The organism is Brevundimonas sp. (genome assembly GCF_035999125.1).
Lineage (GTDB): Bacteria > Pseudomonadota > Alphaproteobacteria > Caulobacterales > Caulobacteraceae > Brevundimonas.
On sequence record NZ_DASYGX010000006.1, the window covers coordinates 195,754 to 212,813 of the forward strand.

Here is a 17,060-nt window from a genome sequence, read left to right on the forward strand (position 1 = left end):
ATACTGAAAGCGACGAGTTGCGCGTCGCCTAATCCCAACCCCTCTATGCCGCATCTCACACACGTGCGCCGCACCCGCCGGCGCTGGGCGCTCTCCCAGGCAGAGCTCGCCCATTTGATCGGGAGCACGCAAAGCGTGGTCTCACGCCTGGAAGCGGGCTCGGTTGTGCCCGACCTCGCCTTGGCCTTTCGGCTTCAGGCGGTGTTCGGAAGTTCGCCGCGTGCGCTGTTCCCGGAGCTCTATGGACGCGCCGAAGAAATCGCGATGGCGAACGGTGCCGTGCTCGACGCGAAGCTCGGGTCGCGTACCGACTATGCCGCAGGCCAACAGCGCAGGCTTCTGGCGTCCATGGTCCATCGCGCAAGCCCTAACAACCGCGAGGCATGACCGCGCCCACGCGCTCGATTACCCTCGCAGTCCATCCTGACCGGCGCGGCTTCGGCTGGGTCGCGTTCACCGGGCCGTTTGCGGTGTATGACTGGGGCCGGTCCTCTGCGAAGCGCGACAAGAACGCCGAGTGCCTCGCCAAGATCGAGGCGCTGATCGAGCGCCTCAGTCCCGAAACCCTCGTGCTCGAAGCTTTTGATCGGCGCTACTCGGTGCGTCGCGACCGCGTCGCTCGTCTCAGCCGGGCAATCATCGCTCTCGCCACCTCGCGCGGCGTCGAGGTTGCCATCTACACGCGCGCCGACGTCACCGCGTCATTCGCTGACGCCGGTGCTCGGACGCGCTACGAGATTGCGCAGACGGTTGCGCGCCATGTGCCCGCGTTTGACCAGAAGCTGCCGAAGCGCCGCAAAGCATGGCATGCGGAAGACCCGCGCATGGCTGCCTTTTCAGCCGGCGCGCTCGTCCTCACGCACTATCGCCTCGGGGCGTCGTCGCTCTTGGATCAGTTGATCGCTGAGTGCGCGGAAGGCTCAGGCGAGCAGAAGAACAACGAGGCCACATAGGGCCAGGACGTGCTTGGCGAGCGCTCATACAGGCGTAGAATTCCGCTCTGAAGGAGACCGGCATGTCTACGCACATCGCACCCAAATCAGTCGGCATCTGGATACGGGTCTCAACCGAGGACCAGGTGAAAGGCGAGAGCCCTGAGCACCACGAGAAGCGTGCCCGCGCCTATGCTGAGGCGCGCGGCTGGGAGGTGGCCGAGGTCTATCGACTGGAAGCCGTGAGCGGAAAGTCCGTCATGGGCCATGCCGAAGCCAAGCGGATGCTCGCGGACGTGCGCTCGGGCGCGATCTCCGGCCTCGTGTTCTCGAAACTCGCCCGGCTCGCGCGCAACACCCGTGAACTTCTCGAGTTCTCCGAAATCTTCCGATCCTGCGGCGCGGACCTCGTGTCGCTCCAGGAAGCCATCGACACGAGCTCTCCGGCTGGCCGGCTCTTCTTCACGATGATCGCAGCCATGGCGCAGTGGGAGCGCGAGGAGATCGCTGAGCGCGTCCAGGCGTCGGTCCCCATTCGAGCGAAGCTGGGCAAGCCCCTCGGGGGCGCAGCGCCGTTCGGCTACCGCTGGGTCGACAAGAAGCTGGAGCCGGACCCCAAGGAAGCACCGGTTCGCGTCCTTCTGCACGAGCTCTTCCTCGAACATCGCCGCCGCAAGACCGTCGCGCGCATTCTGAACGAGCGAGGCTATCGCACCCGGAACGGCTCGCGTTTCTCCGACACCACTGTTGCGCGCCTCCTCGAAGATCCCACTGCTAAGGGCCTTCATCGCGGGAACTACACCCGCACGAACGACCGCAACGGCTCATGGCACCTGAAGCCCGAGAGCGACTGGGTCTATACGCAGGTCGAGCCCATCATCGCGGAAGAACTCTGGGACGAATGCGCCCGCCTCGTCGCCACCCAGCGCGCGAGCGTGAAGCGCCCGGCGCGCAAGTCCACGCACCTCTTTGCGGGCTACGCGTTCTGCGCCTGCGGTCAGAAGATGTACGTGTGGAAGGCGACGCCCAAATACGTGTGCTCGGCCTGCCGCAACAAGATTCCGGTGGCGGACCTCGAAGCGGTGTTCCGTGACCAGCTCCGACACTTCCTCGTCTCTCCGGACGAGATCGCGATGCACGATAGGGCGGCCCAAGACGCCATGGGCGAGAAGGCGCGGCTCATCGCGTCGGCCGAAACCGAACTCAAAAAGATCGCTTCCGAAGAAGACACCGTCTTCCAGCTCTACGCTGCTCGCGAGCTCTCGAAGGAAGACTTTGGCCGCAGGCATCGCCCGCTCTCCGAGCGCCGCGCTCAGCTCGAATACGAGCTGCCGCGTCTCCAGGCGGAACTGGACGTGCTGCGTATCGCAAGCGTGTCACGGGCCGAAGCGCTTGAAGAAGCCCGAGACCTCACCAAGCGATGGGAAGGTCTGCCCCATGAAGAGAAGCGGCAGATCGTCGAGGCGATCACCGACAGAATCGACGTGGGTCGAGGCGAGGTGGAGATCACGCTTCTCCACCTCGGAAGGTCGGAACTAGCGGTGACAAGGCAACACGGCCATGCCGCTGCGGCCTCGGCGGGGCGGGCAAGGGGGCGTGCGGCAAGGCGCCCCGGTGCCAGCGAGACTATGCCGGCCGCATCTCCGGCCCCCTGTTCGACCGCATCGACCTGACTGTGGAGGTGCCGGCCGTCACCGCGGCCGACATGGCCCTGCCGCCCCCGGCGGAGGGCACGGCCGAGGCCGCCGCCCGCGTCGCCGCCGCCCGCGACGCCCAGACCGCCCGCACCGGCGGGATCAACGCCCGGCTGGAGGGTGAGGCGCTGGACCGCTTCGCCACGCCGGACGAGGCGGGCAGGGCCCTGCTGACCCGGGCGGGTGAGGCGGCGGGCCTGACCGCGCGCGGCTGGACCCGCACCCTGCGGCTGGCGCGCACCATCGCCGACCTGGACGGCGCCGACGGCATCCGCCGCACGCACGTGGCCGAGGCCCTGCTTTACCGCCGCTCGACCGTCGCGGCCCAGGACGACTTCGACCGGCGCACGGCGACGGCCCCCGCGTTCTGATCCGCCTCAGTGACCGGAGTCCGGATAGGGCGTGGTGACGGCGCCGCTGATCATTCCCGGGATGGCCTCAGACAGTCCCAGAAGGATGAACTGGATGGCGAGCGCGCACAGGATCAGGCCCAGCACGCGCACGATGATCGCCATGCCGACCTCGCCCAGCAGGCGGCTGATCGGTCCGGTCAGGGCGAAGCAGATGAAGGTGACGAACGCGGCGGCGGCGATGGCGACGTAGCCCGCCACCGTGGCCGCCGGCCCGATCTTGGCCGCCTCCCCCGCCTGGATGATCATGGTCGAGATGGCGCCGGGGCCGATCATCAGCGGCATGGCGAAGGGCACCACCAGACGCTGGAACCGGCGCCGGGCATAGCCCCGCACGTCCTTCAGGTCCGCCCCGGCGTCGGCGTCGGTGAAGCTCTTCAGGAAGTCGTCGCCCGTCATGTGCAGGCCCAGCAGCAGCAGCAGGATGCCGCCCGCGATCCGGAACGCCGCCAGCGAGATGCCGAAGAACTGCAGCAGCGACAGACCCGTCAGGAAGAAGAAGCCCAGCAGGAAGGCCGCGAAGATGCAGATCAGCGCCGCCAGCGAGGCTCTCTGCCGCAGGCTGGCCCCCGCCGTGGCGGCCGCGAAGATCGGGATGTTGCCGATGGGATCGACCAGGGCGAACAGCGCCACGAACAGGTTGACCCCCAGATCGACCGCGTCCATGTGATCCCCTTGCCGACAAATCAGCCCGAGCGCCCATTTGGGCGGACGCGACCGCGCGCGTCCACCCCCGAACGCGCCGAAAGGACCGTCATGACCTCGCCCCTGCTCGCCGACCCGCGCCTGATCGTCGGACTGGACCTGCCGTCGATCGACGAGGCGCGCGCCATGGTCGATCGGCTGGCCGACGGGGTCGAAAGCTACAAGGTCGGCCTGACCCTTCTGGCCCGCCCCGGCGGCGTCGCCTTCGCCCATGAGCTGCGGACGCGCGGCAAGATGGTGTTCCAGGACTGGAAGCTGCACGACATCGGCGCCCAGGTGGAAAGCGCGGCCCGCGCCGTGACCGAGGGCGGGTGCGACCTGCTGACCGTTCACGCACATCCTCAGGTCATGCGCGCGGCGGTGAAGGGTCGCGACGTCGGCGGCAAGGGCACGAAGATCCTCGGCGTCACGGTTCTGACCAGTCTGTCGGCCGCCGATCTGGTCGAGCTGGGCCACGCGGACGACGCCGCCACCCTGGTTGAGCGCCGCGTGCGTCAGGCGCTGGACTGTGGAGTCGACGGCGTGGTCTCAAGCCCGCTGGAGGCCGCTCGCGTCCGCGAGATCGCGCGTCAGGCGGGCCGCCAAGACTTCCTGATCGTCACGCCCGGCGTCCGGCCCGCCGGAGCCGACGTCGGCGACCAGCGTCGCGTCGCCACGCCTGCCGAGGCGTTGAATGCCGGGGCCACGCATCTGGTGGTCGCCCGTCCGGTTCTGGTCGACCCCGACCCTCTCATGGCCGCCGCGCGGATCGCGGCCGAGATGGCCCACGCCTGATACGTCCGCTCAACGGTCGTCGAGAACGGTGTAGCAGTCGCAGTCGCGGTCGGTACGACGCCGGCGATGATCGCGACCTGCCGGCGGTCGGTCGTCGTGATAGCCGTCGCGCTCATAATAGCCGCGCCCGCCACGTTCGACGCTGTACCCATAGCGCCCCCCCCGGTCGTGTCGGCCATAGGCCTGGTAGCGGCTCCAATGACCGCGGCGTTCCGACCAATGCGTGGCCTGCGAATAGGCATATCCGCCCGCATGGCCATGCCCCTGGCCGTATCCGCCGCACGGGCTGTGGCAGCCCTGCGGCGGCAGCGGGGGCACATAACCTCCGCAGGACGAACCGCAGTTTCCGTAGACGGGCGGCGGGTATCCTCCGCAGCGGTCGTGGCAGCCGCCTCCGTGGCCCACTCCTCCATAGCCGTAGCCGTAACCCGAACGCCCGTCCGCCCAGGCGCCCGTGGCGGCATAGGCGCCCGGCCGCGTCTCGACCACGGCCACCTGCCCGCCGTGGGCGTAACGGTAATCCTGAACCGTGGGCTGGCCATAGGTCACGTGCGCCTGGGCCCCGTAGCCGGGCTGGCCGTAGGTGACGTACTGGGCCGAGACGGCGCCGGCCGCCGCCAGCATGGCGGCGCCCGCCAGAGCTCCGAAGACGATGCGGCGCATGGGTCCCTCCTCCGCGTGGTTGCGCAAAGGTTAACGCCATTCGTGCCGGGCGGTTCGAAAATCCTGCGAAAGGCGAAATTCGCCTGTCCGGGGAGCGTCAGAAGTCGATCGCCAGGCCCTTCTTCTCCCAGTCGCCGTAGCGCGTAGGCTCCGGCCCGCGCGGACCGCCGTCCTCGGGCGGCAGGTCGGGGGCCGGGGCCGCGCGCCGACGCGCCTCGGCCTCCATCAGAACCGCGCGCTCGACTGCGGTCAGCGGCCGGTCCGGGCGCGCGCCCGGAACGTCGGGGTTCAGGTTTGCGTGAAGGTCGGTGGGCGCTTCGGTCACAGGGGCGATCTCTTGAGGCGGAGGGGCGGCTTCTCATTTAATGCAGCGCGGCGCGTTCCGCGACGAGGCCCGACCATGAACCATCTGAAGACCTTCATCCTGCTGGCGGCGCTGACCGCCCTGTTCGGCGCCGTCGGCCTGTGGCTGGGCGGCGTGAACGGCATGCTGATCGCGCTAGGGGTCGCGGGCGCGATGAACCTGTTCAGCTGGTGGAACGCCGACAAGATCGTGATGCGGCTGTACAAGGCCCAGGTGGTCGACGAGGCGCACCCCAACGCCATGGTCCGCGCCTATGTCGCCGACGTGCTGGAAATGGCCCGCGACGCCGGCCTGCCGCGGCCCAAGGTCGCGATCATTCCGTCGGATCAGCCGAACGCCTTCGCCACCGGCCGTGATCCGAAAAACGCCGCGGTCTGCGCCACGACCGGCCTACTTGACCTTCTCACCCGCGAGGAGGTGCGCGGCGTGATGGCTCATGAGTTGGCGCACGTGAAGAACCACGACACCCTGACCATGACGGTGACGGCGACGATCGCCGGCGCCATCTCGGCGTTGGCCAACTTCGCTCTGATCTTCGGCGGGGACAGGGAACGCCCCGGTGGGATCGTGGGCACGGTCGCCCTGATGCTGCTGGCGCCCATGGCGGCGGCCCTGGTGCAGATGGCCATCAGCCGCTCGCGCGAATACGAGGCTGACCGCGTCGGCGCGGAGATCGCCGGCGATCCCCAAGCTTTGGCCAGCGCCTTGCAGAAGATCGAGACCCATGCCCGGCGCATCGTCAACCTGACCGCCGAGCGCAATCCCGCCTCGGCCCAGCTGTTCATCATCAATCCCTTGGCGGGCAAGGGGGCGGACAATCTGTTCTCGACCCATCCGGCGACGGGCAATCGCGTGAAGGCGCTGATGGAACTCGCGCAGAAGATGGACATGCCGAGGCGGGCCGCGCCCGCGCCCATCCCGGCAGCCGTGATCAGCGCGCCATGGTCCGGGACCAGCGTGCCCGAAACGCCCGCGACGCGGTCCGGCCCTTGGGGCTGAGCGCCGGGCGCCGCATCATGGCGGCATGATCCGCCCGCCCGAGTCAGAGCTGGAGTTCCGCTTCTTCCGAGCCGGCGGGCCGGGCGGCCAGAACGTCAACAAGGTGGCCACGGCGGTGCAACTGCGCTTCGACGCGCGCGGCTCGCTCAGTCTGCCGGAAGACGTGCGTGAGCGGCTGATGCGGCTGGCGGGGTCGCGGCTGACCACCGACGGGGTGATCGTCATCCAGGCGGTCCGTTTCCGGACCCAGGAGCGGAACCGCCAGGACGCCCTCGACCGTCTGCACGAATTGATCGACCGCGCCGCAGTCCGTCCGGTCAAAAGGGTCGCGACGAAGCCCACGCGCGCCTCCCGCGAGCGGCGACTTCAGGCCAAAACCGCCCGATCCGGGATCAAGGCTGGGCGTGGAAAGCCCGCCCTCGACTGAGCTCATTCCTCGGGAGAGTCGTCGGCAGAAGTGGGAATGGGCGGGGCAGGGCGGAACAGAAGGGCGGCGATCCGGTCATCCTCATCGAATCCGATGATCCACTGCGTGTCGGCGTTCTCGAACCGAACCAGATAGTGGTCCGCGCCGTCGCGATGCTGGAACCATTCGACGCTTTCCAGCGCGCCCAGACTCCGCACCACCTCCACGGCCTGGGCTTCGCCGGGCCGCATCTGTTCGGCGACGTTCGGGGTGAAGGCGTTCCAATCGACCGTGCCGGTCTGAAGTCCGCCTATGAAGGCTCGGATCGCGGGCTCGGATCGCGGGTCCGGCTCGCTCCGCGCAGGAACCGCGACGGCAGTCTGCCGCCCCGTTCCGTCGAAGGTGTTCTGGATTCGTCCGGCCGCGACCGTCTCCTGAGCGGCGGCGGTTCCGGCCATGCCGGCGGCGAGCGCCGTCAGGACGACGAGGACGGTCTTCATGGCGCGGAACTCCTGAACAGGGCGCGTGTCATCCCAGAATGTCCGGCCAAAACGACCGAACGAGGGCAAGGGCTCCCGCCGCGAAGGCGATCACGGCCAGAACGGACGGCCACAGGGGCGCCTGGATTCGCTCGACCACGACGGCGGGAGGCGTGTTCGGGGTTTGCGCCTGCCGCGACAGGGCCTTCAGCACGGCCCGCGCCTCTTCCAGCAGGTCGCGGACCTGGGCCTGCGGGCCCAGTTCGCGCCGGATCCAGGCCGCGACCACAGGCTGGGCGGCGGCCCAAAGGTCATGATCGGGATTCAGCCGTCGCGCCACGCCCTCCACCGAGACCATGGTCTTCTGCAGCAGGATCAGCTCGGGCCTCAGGTGCATGTCGAACAGTTCGGTGATCTCGAACAGCTGGCCCAGCAGCCGCCCCATCGACACCTGCGACGCCTGCTTGCCGATCACGGGCTCCCCGACCGCCCGCAACGCCTGGGCGAAGGCCTCCACCGAATGCTCGGGCGGCACATAGCCGGCCTCGAAATGCACCGCGGCGATGCGGTCGTAGTTGCGGTTCAGGAACCCCCACAGGATCTCGGCCAGGTACTTGCGCTCGGCCGGGCCCAGCCGACCCACGATGCCGAAATCGACGGCCGTCAGCTCGGCCGGGGCGTGGCAGAACAGGTTTCCCTCGTGCAGGTCGGCGTGAAACGTGCCGTGGTCCAGCGCCTGGATGAGGAAGGCCCGCACCACGTTGTCGGCCAGGGCGTCCTTGTCGAGGCCCGGCTGCTCGGACGCCGCCGGATCGGTCATCGGCAGGCCGCGCGCCCATTCCAGCGTCAGCACCCGCTTGCCCACGCCGTCCCAGACGACGGCGGGGGCCGACATGTGGGCGCGGCCGGCGTCGCGGGTCCGGGCCATCACCTCGCCCAGTTCGGACGCGGCGGCGGCCTCCAGCCGCATGTCCAGTTCGATGACCATCGACCGCGCCACGATCTCGACGAAGGCGCGCGGCTCCAGCCGTCGGGACAAGGGCACGAAGCGGTGCGCCAGTCGCGCCGCCAGCCGCATGGCGTCCAGCCCCCGCGCCACGCGCCGCTCCACGCCGGGACGCAGCACCTTGACCGCCACCTTTCGACCGTCGTGCAGGCGGGCCGGGTGCGCCTGAGCCAGCGAGGCGGCGGCGACCGCAGGCTCCAGATCGACGAACAGGGCCTCGACCGGCCGCCCGAGCCCGCGCTCGATCTCGCGCCGCGCGTCGGCCAGCGGAAAGGCGGGCAGCTTGTCCTTCAGCCGCCCCAGATCGCGGGCGAACTCGATGCCGAAGATGTCGGCGCGCGTCGCCAGCACCTGCCCCAGTTTGATCGCGACGGGCCCCAGATGCTCGAAGGCGCGACCCAGCCTCTGACCCGGCCGGCCGTCGCGGGCCTGACGGCCGGCGAACAGGTGAATCAGGCCGGCCAGCAGCCGCGCGCCAGGCGGCAGCAGCGGCGTGGTCTCGCGGGGGATCAGGGCGTCGTGCCGCAGCAGCACCCAGCCCCAGCGCAGCAGTTGTATCAGGGCGTCGAGCGGCCGCCGCACCGGCTGGGCCGGCGGCGGGGGCGGGGGGGTGGCGACGTCGGCCAGCCGGGTCAGATCGCCCACCCCTGATGCAGGGCCGCGACCCCGCCCGACAGATTGGTCACGGTCACGCGGCCGAAGCCGGCGGCCTCGATCATGGTCTTGAAGGTCTGCTGATCGGGAAAGCGGCGGATGCTCTCGACCAGATAGACGTAGCTGTCCTCGTCCTTCGCCACCCACTTGCCGATCTTCGGGATGGCGCGGAACGACCAGGCGTCATAGGCGGCGCGGATCGGCGCGGCGACCGGACGGCTGAACTCCAGACACAGGAAGCGGCCGCCCGGCTTCAGCACGCGCCGCGCCTCGCGCAGGGCCTGGGCCACGTCGGCCACGTTGCGGATGCCGAACCCGATCGAATAGGCGTCGACCGAGGCGTCGGGCAGGGGCAGGGCCATGGCGTCGCCGACCACCCACGTCAACTCCGGCTCATGCCCCCGCGCGATGCCCGCGCGGATCATCTCGGCGTTGTAGTCGAGCACGACGACCGAGGCGTCGGGGCCGCCGTTGCGCTTCTGCGCCCTGCGGACCATGGCCGCATAACGCCGCGCCAGGTCGCCGGTGCCGCCCGCGACGTCCAGGATGGTCTCACCTGGGCGCGGGTTCATCCGCGCCGCGACGGCGTCCTTCCACAGCCGGTGCACGCCGCCCGACATCAGGTCGTTCATGCGGTCGTAGCTGGGGGCCACGCTTTCGAAGACGCCGCGCACCGCGCGCACCTTCTCGCCCGCCTCCAGATCGCGGAAGCCGAAGGGCGAGGTCTTCTGGGGGCCGGCGGCGTCGCTCATCGGGGCGGTTTAGCCGCCCGCGCGGCCCACGTCACTGGGCGGCGAAGTCGCGGGCGCATCGTCCGGATCCAGCCGAGCCAGAGCGCGGTCGTAGAGGCGGACCAAACCTTCCTCGCCCGCCACCACGTCCCCGAGGTGCAGCTGGCCCGAAACGATGGCCGCGCGCACGCCGTCGCCGCGTTCGAGGCTCGCCAGCATGGGCGGGAGGGTGGTGAAGAACTGGTCGTTCATGTCGGCCATGCGCGACTGGGCGGCGTAGACGTCGGCGAGCAGGAACACGTCCTCCAGCGGCATTTCGCCCAGCAGGTCGCCGGTCTGGACGCTTCGCCAGACGGCGTCGCGCAGCGGCGGCACGTGCAGGCCCGTCTCGAACATGGCGCCGTAGGCCCGCATCGCGTCCCCAACGGTCGGGGCGGGCAGCGACGCCGCGTCGTTGAAGGCGCCGCGCAAACGCCGATGGTGCGGCAGGATCGGGTCGCCGACCAGGATCGCCCGATTGGCGCGAATCTCGGCGATGAAGAAGGCGCGCGCCTCGGCCACCTCTGCGGCGACCCTGCGTTGCTCCGCCCAGTTGGTCAGCGCCAGCGCCAGCACCACGGAAAAGACGATCAGCAGGCTCTCGAAGACCGCGCGCGGGCCCCAGCGCCGCCAGTCGCGACGGGTTCTGCGGGGCGGCGGGGCGTCGGCGGGCGCGTCCATGCCGCACCATGGCCCGCCGAACGCCGTCCTGCCAAGCCGTCAGCCGAACTTCGGCAGCGGCACGCCCAGATCGGCCGAGACCGCGCGCATCATCCGGTAACAGCCGCAGGACGCCTTCTCCAGGCCCTTGCGGTCCAGGATCTCGACCCAGCCCCGACCGCGGGCGATCAGGCTGCGATCCTCCAGCATCGTGCCGATCTCGCTGACGGTGGCGCGGCGGACGCCCAGCATGCCGGCGATGTCCTGCTGCGTCAGCTCGAAGCGATCCGCGTCTGCGCGGTCATGCAGCGTCAGCAGCCAGCGCGCCAAGCGCTCGTCCAGCCGATGCTGGGCGTTGCAGGCGGCGGTCTGCTGCACATGGGCAAGCAGGCTTTCGGTGAAGCGCGACAGGGCCGCGCGCATCTTCTCGCTTTTGGACAGGGCGTCGGAGAAGACGTCGGCCGGACAGCAGGCGGCCGAGCCCTCGATCTGGGCGATGGCGCGGCTGGAGGCGCGGGCGTTCAGCGGGCCGCACGTGACGCCCACCAGCCCCTCGCGGCCGATGGCGGCGGTCTCGACCATCCGCTCGTCGGCCAGCACGGTCATCAGGGAGACCACGCCGTCCATGGGGAACCAGACCTCGTCCACCGCCTCGCCGGCGTCGAACAGGACCTGGCCCTGGGTGAAGGGGCGCTCGTTCAGGTGCGGCTCGATCCGCTTCCGGTCGGCGGGGTCGAGCGAGGCGATCCAGAGATTGTCCACGATGAGTTCCCACGACATGACGACGTTCGACAACGCCAAGCGTGGCCGTGCGTTCCGCGACGCTTGTCGGATGCGGCGCCCTGCCCTAGGCGGGTCTGGACGGAGGACGACATGACCGATCGGCTGGACCTGGACGTGGTTCTGAATGACCTGCCCCACTGGCGGGCGGAGGCGGGCGATCGCCCGGCGATCCGGCGCGATCTGAAGTTCGCCGACTTCAACGCCGCCTTCGGCTTCATGACCCGCGTCGCCCTGCATGCCGACAAGGCCGACCACCATCCGGAATGGTCGAACGTCTATGACGGCGTCCAAATCGTGCTGACCACCCATGACGCCGGGGGGGTGACGCACAAGGACGTGACCCTGGCGCGCTTCATCGACGAGGCGGCCGCCGCAATGGGGGGCAAGTGATGACCGGGCGGGTCGCAGGCAAAAAGGCCCTGATCACCGGCGGCGCGGGCGGCCTGGGCCGGTCGATGGCCTGGATGCTGGCGCGCGAGGGCGCCAAGGTCGCGATCACCGACGTGGACGGCGAGGCGGCGCGGGGGCTGGCCGCCGAGATCAATGCGGAGATCGACGGCGCCGCCTTCGGCTTCGACCATGACGTGGCGGACGAGGATCAGTGGGCCGCCGTGATCGCCCAGGCCGTGGCGGCCATGGGCGGCCTGTCGGTGCTGGTGAACAACGCCGGCGTCGGGGGCGACCTGGTCTTCGTCGAAGGCGACACGGCCGCCAACTGGGACCGGCAGTACCAGATCAACCTCCGCTCGGTGATGTTCGGCTGCAAGCACGCCATGCCGCACCTGCGAGACGCCGCCCCGGCCTCGATCGTCAACATCTCCTCGATCGCCGCCCTGGCCGCGGGGCCGGGCATGGGCGCCTACAACGCCACCAAGGCCGGGGTCTGGATGTACACCAAGACCATCGCGCTGGAGGCCGCCCGCGCCGAGTGGAACGTGCGCTGCAACTCGGTCCACCCCGTCTTCATCAAGACGCCGATCCTCGATCCCTTCGTCGCCAAGGCCGGCGGCGACGAGGGCATGGCGCATCAAAAGCTGGCGCGCGGCATCCCATTGAAGCGCATCGGCGAGCCGGACGACGTGGCCTACTGCGTCCTCTACCTCGCCTCGGACGAGTCGAAGTTCGTCACGGGGTCGGAGTTCAAGATCGACGGCGGCATGACCGCCCAGTGAGCCTCAGGCCAGGGCGGCGCGCTGCAGGGCGAACAGCTCGGCGCAACCGCCCTCGGCAAGGCTGAACAGACGTTCGAACTCGGCGCGGGTGAAGCCGCGCTTCTCGCCCGTGGCCTGGATCTCCACGATCGAGCCGGCGCCCGTGAGGACGAAGTTGGAATCGGCCTCGGCCTGCGAATCCTCTTCGTAGTCGAGGTCGAGCACAGGCACGTCGGCGAAGACGCCGCAGCTGACGGCCGCGACCTGATCCAGGATCGGATCGGTCTTCAGCACGCCCTCGGCGCGCAGATAGGCGAAGGCCGACGCCATAGCGGTCCACGCCCCTGTGATCGCCGCGGTGCGGGTGCCGCCGTCGGCCTGGATGACGTCGCAGTCCAGCGTCACCTGCCGCTCGCCCAGGGCCTTCAGGTCGACCACGGCGCGCAGCGACCGGCCGATCAGGCGCTGGATCTCCTGCGTCCGGCCCGACTGTTTCCCGGCCGCCGCCTCGCGTCGGCCGCGCGTGTGTGTGGCGCGCGGCAGCATGCCGTATTCCGCCGTCACCCAGCCCTGCCCCTTGCCGCGCAGCCAGCCCGGCACGCCGTCCTCGACCGAACAGGTCACCAGCACGCGCGTATGGCCGAACGTGACCAGGCACGACCCCTCGGCATGGCGGTTCACACCGGTCTCGAGGGTGACGGCGCGAAGCTGATCGGGGCGGCGGTCGGACGGGCGCATGAGCATCTCTTGGAAGCGGGAAGCGCCCCGCTTATCCTGAAAGCGTGAGCCCGGATACCGTCACCCTCAGACCCGCGACGGTCGCCGACGCCGCCCTGCTGGCGGCTTGGGATCGGCAGCCGCACGTCATCGCCTGCTCCAGCGACGACCCGGACGCCGAGGTGGCCTTCGACGGCATCGACTGGGCCGACGAGCTGTCGAACTCCGCCTATGAGCTCACCTATGTGATCGCCGAGGTCGCGGGCGAGCCGGTCGGGGTCATGGCCGTGTGCGACCCCCACACCGAACCCAGCCACTACTGGGGAGATATCGAGCCGGGCCTGCGGGCGATCGACGTCTGGATCGGCCCGCCGGAGTGGCTGAACCGGGGCGTGGGCACGCGGATGATGACGCAGATGCTGGACCGCTGTTTCGCCGAGCCGGGGGTGGAGGCCGTGGTGATCGACCCGCTGAACTCGAACGTGGCGGCGCACAGGTTCTATCGCCGATTGGGTTTCCGCGACGAGGGACGGCGGATGTTCGACGCCGACGACTGCCTCGTCATGCGGCTGACGCGGCAGGACTGGGAGGGACGCGCATGACGTATCTGGGCGCCTCCGCCCCCCTGACCGTGCTGGACCAACGGGCGCGCGACATCTTCCGGCGGATTGTCGAGAGCTATCTGCAGACGGGCGAGCCGGTGGGGTCGCGGACCCTGTCGCTGACGGGGGTGTCGCTGTCGCCCGCGTCGATCCGCAACACCATGCAGGACCTGACGATGGCCGGCCTGCTGGCGTCGCCCTACACGTCCGCGGGGCGCATCCCGACGCACGCCGGCCTGCGCCTGTTCGTCGACGGCCTGCTGGAGGTCGGCGACGTCGGCGCGGAGGAGCGGCGCGAGATCGACGCGCGTCTGGTGAGCCGGGGCCGCGGCTTCGACGAGGTGCTGAACGAGGCGTCGTCCCTGCTGTCGGGCCTCGCGGGCGGCGCGGGGATCGTCGCCAGCCCGGTGCGCGACGCGGGCGTGAAGCACGTCGAGTTCGTGGCTCTGGGGCACGATCAGGCGCTGGCGGTGCTGGTGGGCGACGACGGCACGGTCGAGAACCGGCTGATGCCGCTGAAGGCCGGCGTCACGCCCTCCACGCTGCAGGAGGCGTCCAACTTCCTGAACGCCCGGCTGAAGGGTCGTCCGCTGCACGAGGCGCGGACCGAAATGCGCACCGAGCTGGACGCGGCGCGGCAGGAACTGGACGCGGCGGCCGCCCGTCTGGTCGAGGACGGACTGGCGGCGTGGTCCGGCGGCGGCGAGCGCGAGCGGGCCCTGATCGTGCGCGGTCGGGCCAACCTGCTGCAGGACCGCGAGGCGGTGGAGGATCTGGAGCGGGTGCGCGTCCTGTTCGACGATCTGGAGCAAAAGGAACAGCTGATCGGCCTGCTGGACGGGGTGTCGGCGGCGCAGGGCGTGCGCATCTTCATCGGCTCGGAAACGCGGCTGTTTTCGCTTTCGGGTTCCGCCGTGATCGCGGCGCCCTATATGACGGGCCGGCAGCGGGTGATCGGGGCTCTGGGAGTCATCGGGCCCGCGCGGCTGAACTATGCCCGAGTGATCCCGTTGGTGGACTACACCGCCCGGGTTCTGGGCCGGATTCTGGACGGACAAGAGACGTGACCGACGCGACGAACGACCCCACCGACGCCGAAATCGACGCGGCCATCGCCGACGACGTCTTGGCCGACGACGACCTGGGCCCGATCGACCAGCTGATCGCCGAGCGCGACCAGTGGAAGGACCGCGCCCTGCGCGCCGTGGCCGAGGCCGAGAACACCAAGAAGCGCGCCGAGGCGCAGAACAACGACGCCCGCGCCTACGCCATCCAGCGGTTCGCGCGCGACCTGCTGGGCGTGGCCGACAATCTGGAGCGCGCGCTGCAGGCCGCGCCGAAGGATGCGGAGGGGGCCGCCGCCGGCCTGATCACCGGGCTGGAAATGACGCAGAAATCGCTGCTGTCGGCCTTCGAGGCCAACAATCTGGTGCGGGTCGCCCCGGCGGCCGGCGAGGCCTTCGACCCGCACCTGCACCAGGCCATGATGGAGCAGCCCTCGACCGAGGTGGACGGCGGCAAGGTGATCCAGACGCTGCAGGCCGGCTACGCCCTGTTCGGCCGCACGGTGCGCCCGGCCATGGTCGTGGTCGCGGCGAAAGGCTCGGGCGCGCAGGCGTCGGCGTCGGACCAGGTCGCGGGGGCGGCGGCCTATGCGAAGGCGAACGAGCAGGGGTGAGGCGAGGTCTTTCCCTCCCCTTCAGGGGAGGGACGGCGGCGCAGCCGCCAGGGTGGGGTCCGAACGACAATGCCCCACCCGGATCGCTCCGCGATCCTCCCTCCCCTGAAGGGGAGGGAAACGCCGGGGTCACACCTTCAGCCGGCTTTCAAACAACCCCAGCAATTTCGCCCAGCCGTCCCGCGCGTCGGCCTCGCGATAGCTGTCGCGATAGTCGGCGTGGAAGCCGTGGGGCGCGGCCGGGTAGACGTGGATGCCGCTGTCCGTGCGGTCCGCCCGCTGCAGCGCCGTGTTCATCGCCTCCACCGACGGCAGGGGGATGCCCCGGTCCGCCTCGCCGTAGAGGCCCAGCACCGGGCATTTCAGGTCGTCGGCCAGATCGACGGGCCACGGCTCGCCGGCGGCCCGCTGCTCCGGCGTGGCCTCGGCGGCGGGGGCCAGACGACCGTACCAGGCGACGCCGGCGTCCAGCGACGCGAACCGGGCGCAGGCCTGCCAGACCACCTTGCCGCCCCAGCAGAATCCGGTGATGCCCATCCTGTCGGCGTTGGCCCACAACTGGGCCGACGCCCACTCCATCGTCGCCGACAGGTCGCCCATGACCTGGGGATGCCGGGCCTGGGCCACGATCTCCTGCACCCGGCGCATGTCCGAGAGGGGCGCGGGGTCTTCCACCCGAACGAAAAAGGCCGGCGCGATCGCCGCATAGCCGGCCTTGGCCAGGCGACGGCAGACGTCGCGGATGTATTCGTGCACGCCGAAGATCTCGGACACGACGATCACGACGGGGAACGGCCCGGCCCCCTGCGGCCGCGCGACATAGGCGGGCAGTGCGAAGCCGTCGGGCGCCGGATAGGTGACGTCGCCGACCTCCAGCCCCTCGGCGTCGGTGCGGATCGGCGCGGCCTGCGCCGCCAGCGCGGCGGGGGCGTATCCCGCGAAGAACAGGCCGCCGGCCGAGACGCCCGCCAAGGCGCGGCGGCTGAGGGCGAGGTCCTGGGGCTCGGAGCCCTCGGGGCGGGTCAGGCGGACGGTCATGGGCGCGCTCCTTCGACTGAGGCGCGGACCTTGGCGGGCGGGGGCGCGGGCGTCGAGTCCCGGCGGCGTGACGGATCAGCGCGTCAGATAGACGTCCGCCACGCGGCACACGTTCACGGCGGCCTTCTCGACCGTGCGGCCGTCGGCCAGGGAGGCGCGCAGGGTGAAGACGCAGGATCCGTCGCCCGCGTCGATCAGGGTCGGGCGGCTCTGCCCCGGCTCCAGCGGTCCCGACAGCAGGTCGCCGCCGAACCCGCCGCCCGGCGTCGCCGCGCTGAGCGCGCGGATGGAGACGCCGGTCTGGTTATGGACGCGGACGCGCCGGTTCTCGCCGTCCGACGACCGCGTCTGGGCGGCCGCCGCGTACGCCGCCGCCAGCGCGACGACCGCGAACGCCACCGGCAGGGCGAAACGGAGGGCGGACGACATGACGAAACTCCTCACTGCCGCGCCATACTGCGCCGTTCGCCGCGCCTTCGCCAGTGACGGCGCCTGACGACGAAAGCCCTTGCAGGCGAGGGTGCGCTTCCCATATGCCGCCTGACCCGAGAAACCCCGAAACCGATGGGGCTTTC

General features: G+C 70.2%; 21 protein-coding genes and 2 pseudogenes. 12 read left to right on the plus strand and 11 right to left on the minus strand.

Features of this window, described 5'->3' with window-relative positions; all coding sequences use genetic code 11:
* Positions 1 to 63: 63 nt before the first annotated feature.
* From VGN45_RS04865 to VGN45_RS04880, 4 genes and pseudogenes are all read left to right on the plus strand, one after another.
* On the plus strand, positions 64 to 387 hold the full coding sequence (locus VGN45_RS04865) for a helix-turn-helix transcriptional regulator (RefSeq protein WP_327459940.1): 324 nt from the start codon (positions 64 to 66) through the stop codon (positions 385 to 387).
* Positions 384 to 953 carry a hypothetical protein gene (locus VGN45_RS04870; RefSeq protein WP_327459942.1) on the plus strand — a complete coding sequence of 190 codons (570 nt, stop codon included), beginning with the start codon at positions 384 to 386 and terminating at the stop codon, positions 951 to 953. Before VGN45_RS04865 ends, VGN45_RS04870 begins: the two co-directional genes overlap by 4 nt.
* Before the next feature lie 62 nt (positions 954 to 1,015).
* A pseudogene (locus VGN45_RS14650) lies at positions 1,016 to 1,840 on the plus strand (recombinase family protein); the annotation flags it as partial.
* Positions 1,841 to 2,481: 641 nt separating this feature from the next.
* Positions 2,482 to 2,997 (plus strand): annotated as a pseudogene (locus VGN45_RS04880) (ATP-binding protein); the annotation flags it as partial.
* A gap of 6 nt (positions 2,998 to 3,003) precedes the next feature.
* On the opposite strand, the gene VGN45_RS04885 reads toward VGN45_RS04880, so the two are convergent.
* Entirely contained in the window at positions 3,004 to 3,702 is a 699-nt protein-coding gene (locus VGN45_RS04885; protein ID WP_327459946.1) for a MarC family protein, read from the minus strand.
* Between the two features lie 102 nt (positions 3,703 to 3,804).
* Between VGN45_RS04885 and pyrF the strand changes: the two genes are divergently transcribed.
* Positions 3,805 to 4,515, plus strand: a complete 711-nt coding sequence (gene pyrF / locus VGN45_RS04890) for an orotidine-5'-phosphate decarboxylase (RefSeq protein ID WP_327460184.1) — start codon at positions 3,805 to 3,807, stop codon at positions 4,513 to 4,515.
* Between the two features lie 9 nt (positions 4,516 to 4,524).
* Here pyrF and VGN45_RS04895 read toward each other — a convergent pair whose 3' ends face one another.
* The gene (locus VGN45_RS04895) at positions 4,525 to 5,178 is read right to left on the minus strand and encodes a hypothetical protein (protein WP_327459948.1); all 654 of its coding nucleotides are present in this window, start codon (positions 5,176 to 5,178) and stop codon (positions 4,525 to 4,527) included.
* 97 nt (positions 5,179 to 5,275) lie between these two features.
* The gene (locus VGN45_RS04900; protein ID WP_327459950.1) at positions 5,276 to 5,503 is read right to left on the minus strand and encodes a DUF1674 domain-containing protein; all 228 of its coding nucleotides are present in this window, start codon (positions 5,501 to 5,503) and stop codon (positions 5,276 to 5,278) included.
* Between the two features lie 75 nt (positions 5,504 to 5,578).
* Between VGN45_RS04900 and htpX the strand changes: the two genes are divergently transcribed.
* Both htpX and arfB read left to right on the plus strand, forming a co-directional pair.
* Complete coding sequence (gene htpX / locus VGN45_RS04905; RefSeq protein WP_327459952.1) at positions 5,579 to 6,541, plus strand: zinc metalloprotease HtpX; 963 nt, start codon at positions 5,579 to 5,581, stop codon at positions 6,539 to 6,541.
* 25 nt (positions 6,542 to 6,566) lie between these two features.
* Positions 6,567 to 6,968: an alternative ribosome rescue aminoacyl-tRNA hydrolase ArfB gene (arfB, locus tag VGN45_RS04910; protein ID WP_327459954.1), complete on the plus strand. Its 402-nt coding sequence runs from the start codon at positions 6,567 to 6,569 to the stop codon at positions 6,966 to 6,968.
* Between the two features lie 2 nt (positions 6,969 to 6,970).
* Here arfB and VGN45_RS04915 read toward each other — a convergent pair whose 3' ends face one another.
* The 5 genes from VGN45_RS04915 to VGN45_RS04935 are packed head-to-tail and all read right to left on the minus strand — an operon-like array spanning position 6,971 to position 11,296.
* Positions 6,971 to 7,447, minus strand: a complete 477-nt coding sequence (locus VGN45_RS04915; protein ID WP_327459956.1) for a hypothetical protein — start codon at positions 7,445 to 7,447, stop codon at positions 6,971 to 6,973.
* A 28-nt stretch (positions 7,448 to 7,475) separates the two neighbouring features.
* Positions 7,476 to 9,077: a 2-polyprenylphenol 6-hydroxylase gene (ubiB, locus tag VGN45_RS04920; RefSeq protein WP_327459958.1), complete on the minus strand. Its 1,602-nt coding sequence runs from the start codon at positions 9,075 to 9,077 to the stop codon at positions 7,476 to 7,478.
* Positions 9,065 to 9,838 carry a class I SAM-dependent methyltransferase gene (locus VGN45_RS04925; RefSeq protein ID WP_327459961.1) on the minus strand — a complete coding sequence of 258 codons (774 nt, stop codon included), beginning with the start codon at positions 9,836 to 9,838 and terminating at the stop codon, positions 9,065 to 9,067. The genes ubiB and VGN45_RS04925 overlap by 13 nt, the downstream gene beginning before the upstream one ends.
* A 9-nt stretch (positions 9,839 to 9,847) precedes the next feature.
* Positions 9,848 to 10,537, minus strand: coding sequence for a hypothetical protein (locus VGN45_RS04930; RefSeq protein WP_327459963.1), 690 nt, complete (start codon positions 10,535 to 10,537; stop codon positions 9,848 to 9,850).
* 39 nt (positions 10,538 to 10,576) lie between these two features.
* Entirely contained in the window at positions 10,577 to 11,296 is a 720-nt protein-coding gene (locus VGN45_RS04935) for a Crp/Fnr family transcriptional regulator (RefSeq protein WP_327459965.1), read from the minus strand.
* A gap of 93 nt (positions 11,297 to 11,389) precedes the next feature.
* On the opposite strand from VGN45_RS04935, the gene VGN45_RS04940 reads away from it, so the two are divergent.
* The gene (locus tag VGN45_RS04940; protein WP_327459967.1) at positions 11,390 to 11,689 is read left to right on the plus strand and encodes a 4a-hydroxytetrahydrobiopterin dehydratase; all 300 of its coding nucleotides are present in this window, start codon (positions 11,390 to 11,392) and stop codon (positions 11,687 to 11,689) included.
* Positions 11,689 to 12,471, plus strand: a complete 783-nt coding sequence (locus VGN45_RS04945; protein WP_327459969.1) for an SDR family oxidoreductase — start codon at positions 11,689 to 11,691, stop codon at positions 12,469 to 12,471. Before VGN45_RS04940 ends, VGN45_RS04945 begins: the two co-directional genes overlap by 1 nt.
* A 3-nt stretch (positions 12,472 to 12,474) precedes the next feature.
* Here VGN45_RS04945 and rph read toward each other — a convergent pair whose 3' ends face one another.
* The gene (gene rph, locus VGN45_RS04950; RefSeq protein ID WP_327459971.1) at positions 12,475 to 13,188 is read right to left on the minus strand and encodes a ribonuclease PH; all 714 of its coding nucleotides are present in this window, start codon (positions 13,186 to 13,188) and stop codon (positions 12,475 to 12,477) included.
* A 44-nt stretch (positions 13,189 to 13,232) separates the two neighbouring features.
* Between rph and VGN45_RS04955 the strand changes: the two genes are divergently transcribed.
* The 3 genes from VGN45_RS04955 to grpE are packed head-to-tail and all read left to right on the plus strand — an operon-like array spanning position 13,233 to position 15,447.
* The gene (locus tag VGN45_RS04955; protein ID WP_327459973.1) at positions 13,233 to 13,769 is read left to right on the plus strand and encodes a GNAT family N-acetyltransferase; all 537 of its coding nucleotides are present in this window, start codon (positions 13,233 to 13,235) and stop codon (positions 13,767 to 13,769) included.
* Positions 13,766 to 14,836, plus strand: coding sequence for a heat-inducible transcriptional repressor HrcA (gene hrcA, locus VGN45_RS04960; RefSeq protein ID WP_327459975.1), 1,071 nt, complete (start codon positions 13,766 to 13,768; stop codon positions 14,834 to 14,836). The genes VGN45_RS04955 and hrcA overlap by 4 nt, the downstream gene beginning before the upstream one ends.
* Positions 14,833 to 15,447 (plus strand): nucleotide exchange factor GrpE, encoded by a 615-nt coding sequence (gene grpE, locus VGN45_RS04965; RefSeq protein ID WP_327459977.1) that lies wholly within the window; start codon positions 14,833 to 14,835, stop codon positions 15,445 to 15,447. Before hrcA ends, grpE begins: the two co-directional genes overlap by 4 nt.
* A 129-nt stretch (positions 15,448 to 15,576) precedes the next feature.
* On the opposite strand, the gene VGN45_RS04970 is transcribed toward grpE, so the two are convergent.
* Entirely contained in the window at positions 15,577 to 16,485 is a 909-nt protein-coding gene (locus VGN45_RS04970) for a dienelactone hydrolase family protein (RefSeq protein WP_327459979.1), read from the minus strand.
* A 75-nt stretch (positions 16,486 to 16,560) separates the two neighbouring features.
* Positions 16,561 to 16,914 carry a hypothetical protein gene (locus tag VGN45_RS04975; RefSeq protein ID WP_327459981.1) on the minus strand — a complete coding sequence of 118 codons (354 nt, stop codon included), beginning with the start codon at positions 16,912 to 16,914 and terminating at the stop codon, positions 16,561 to 16,563.
* Positions 16,915 to 17,060: the final 146 nt, after the last annotated feature.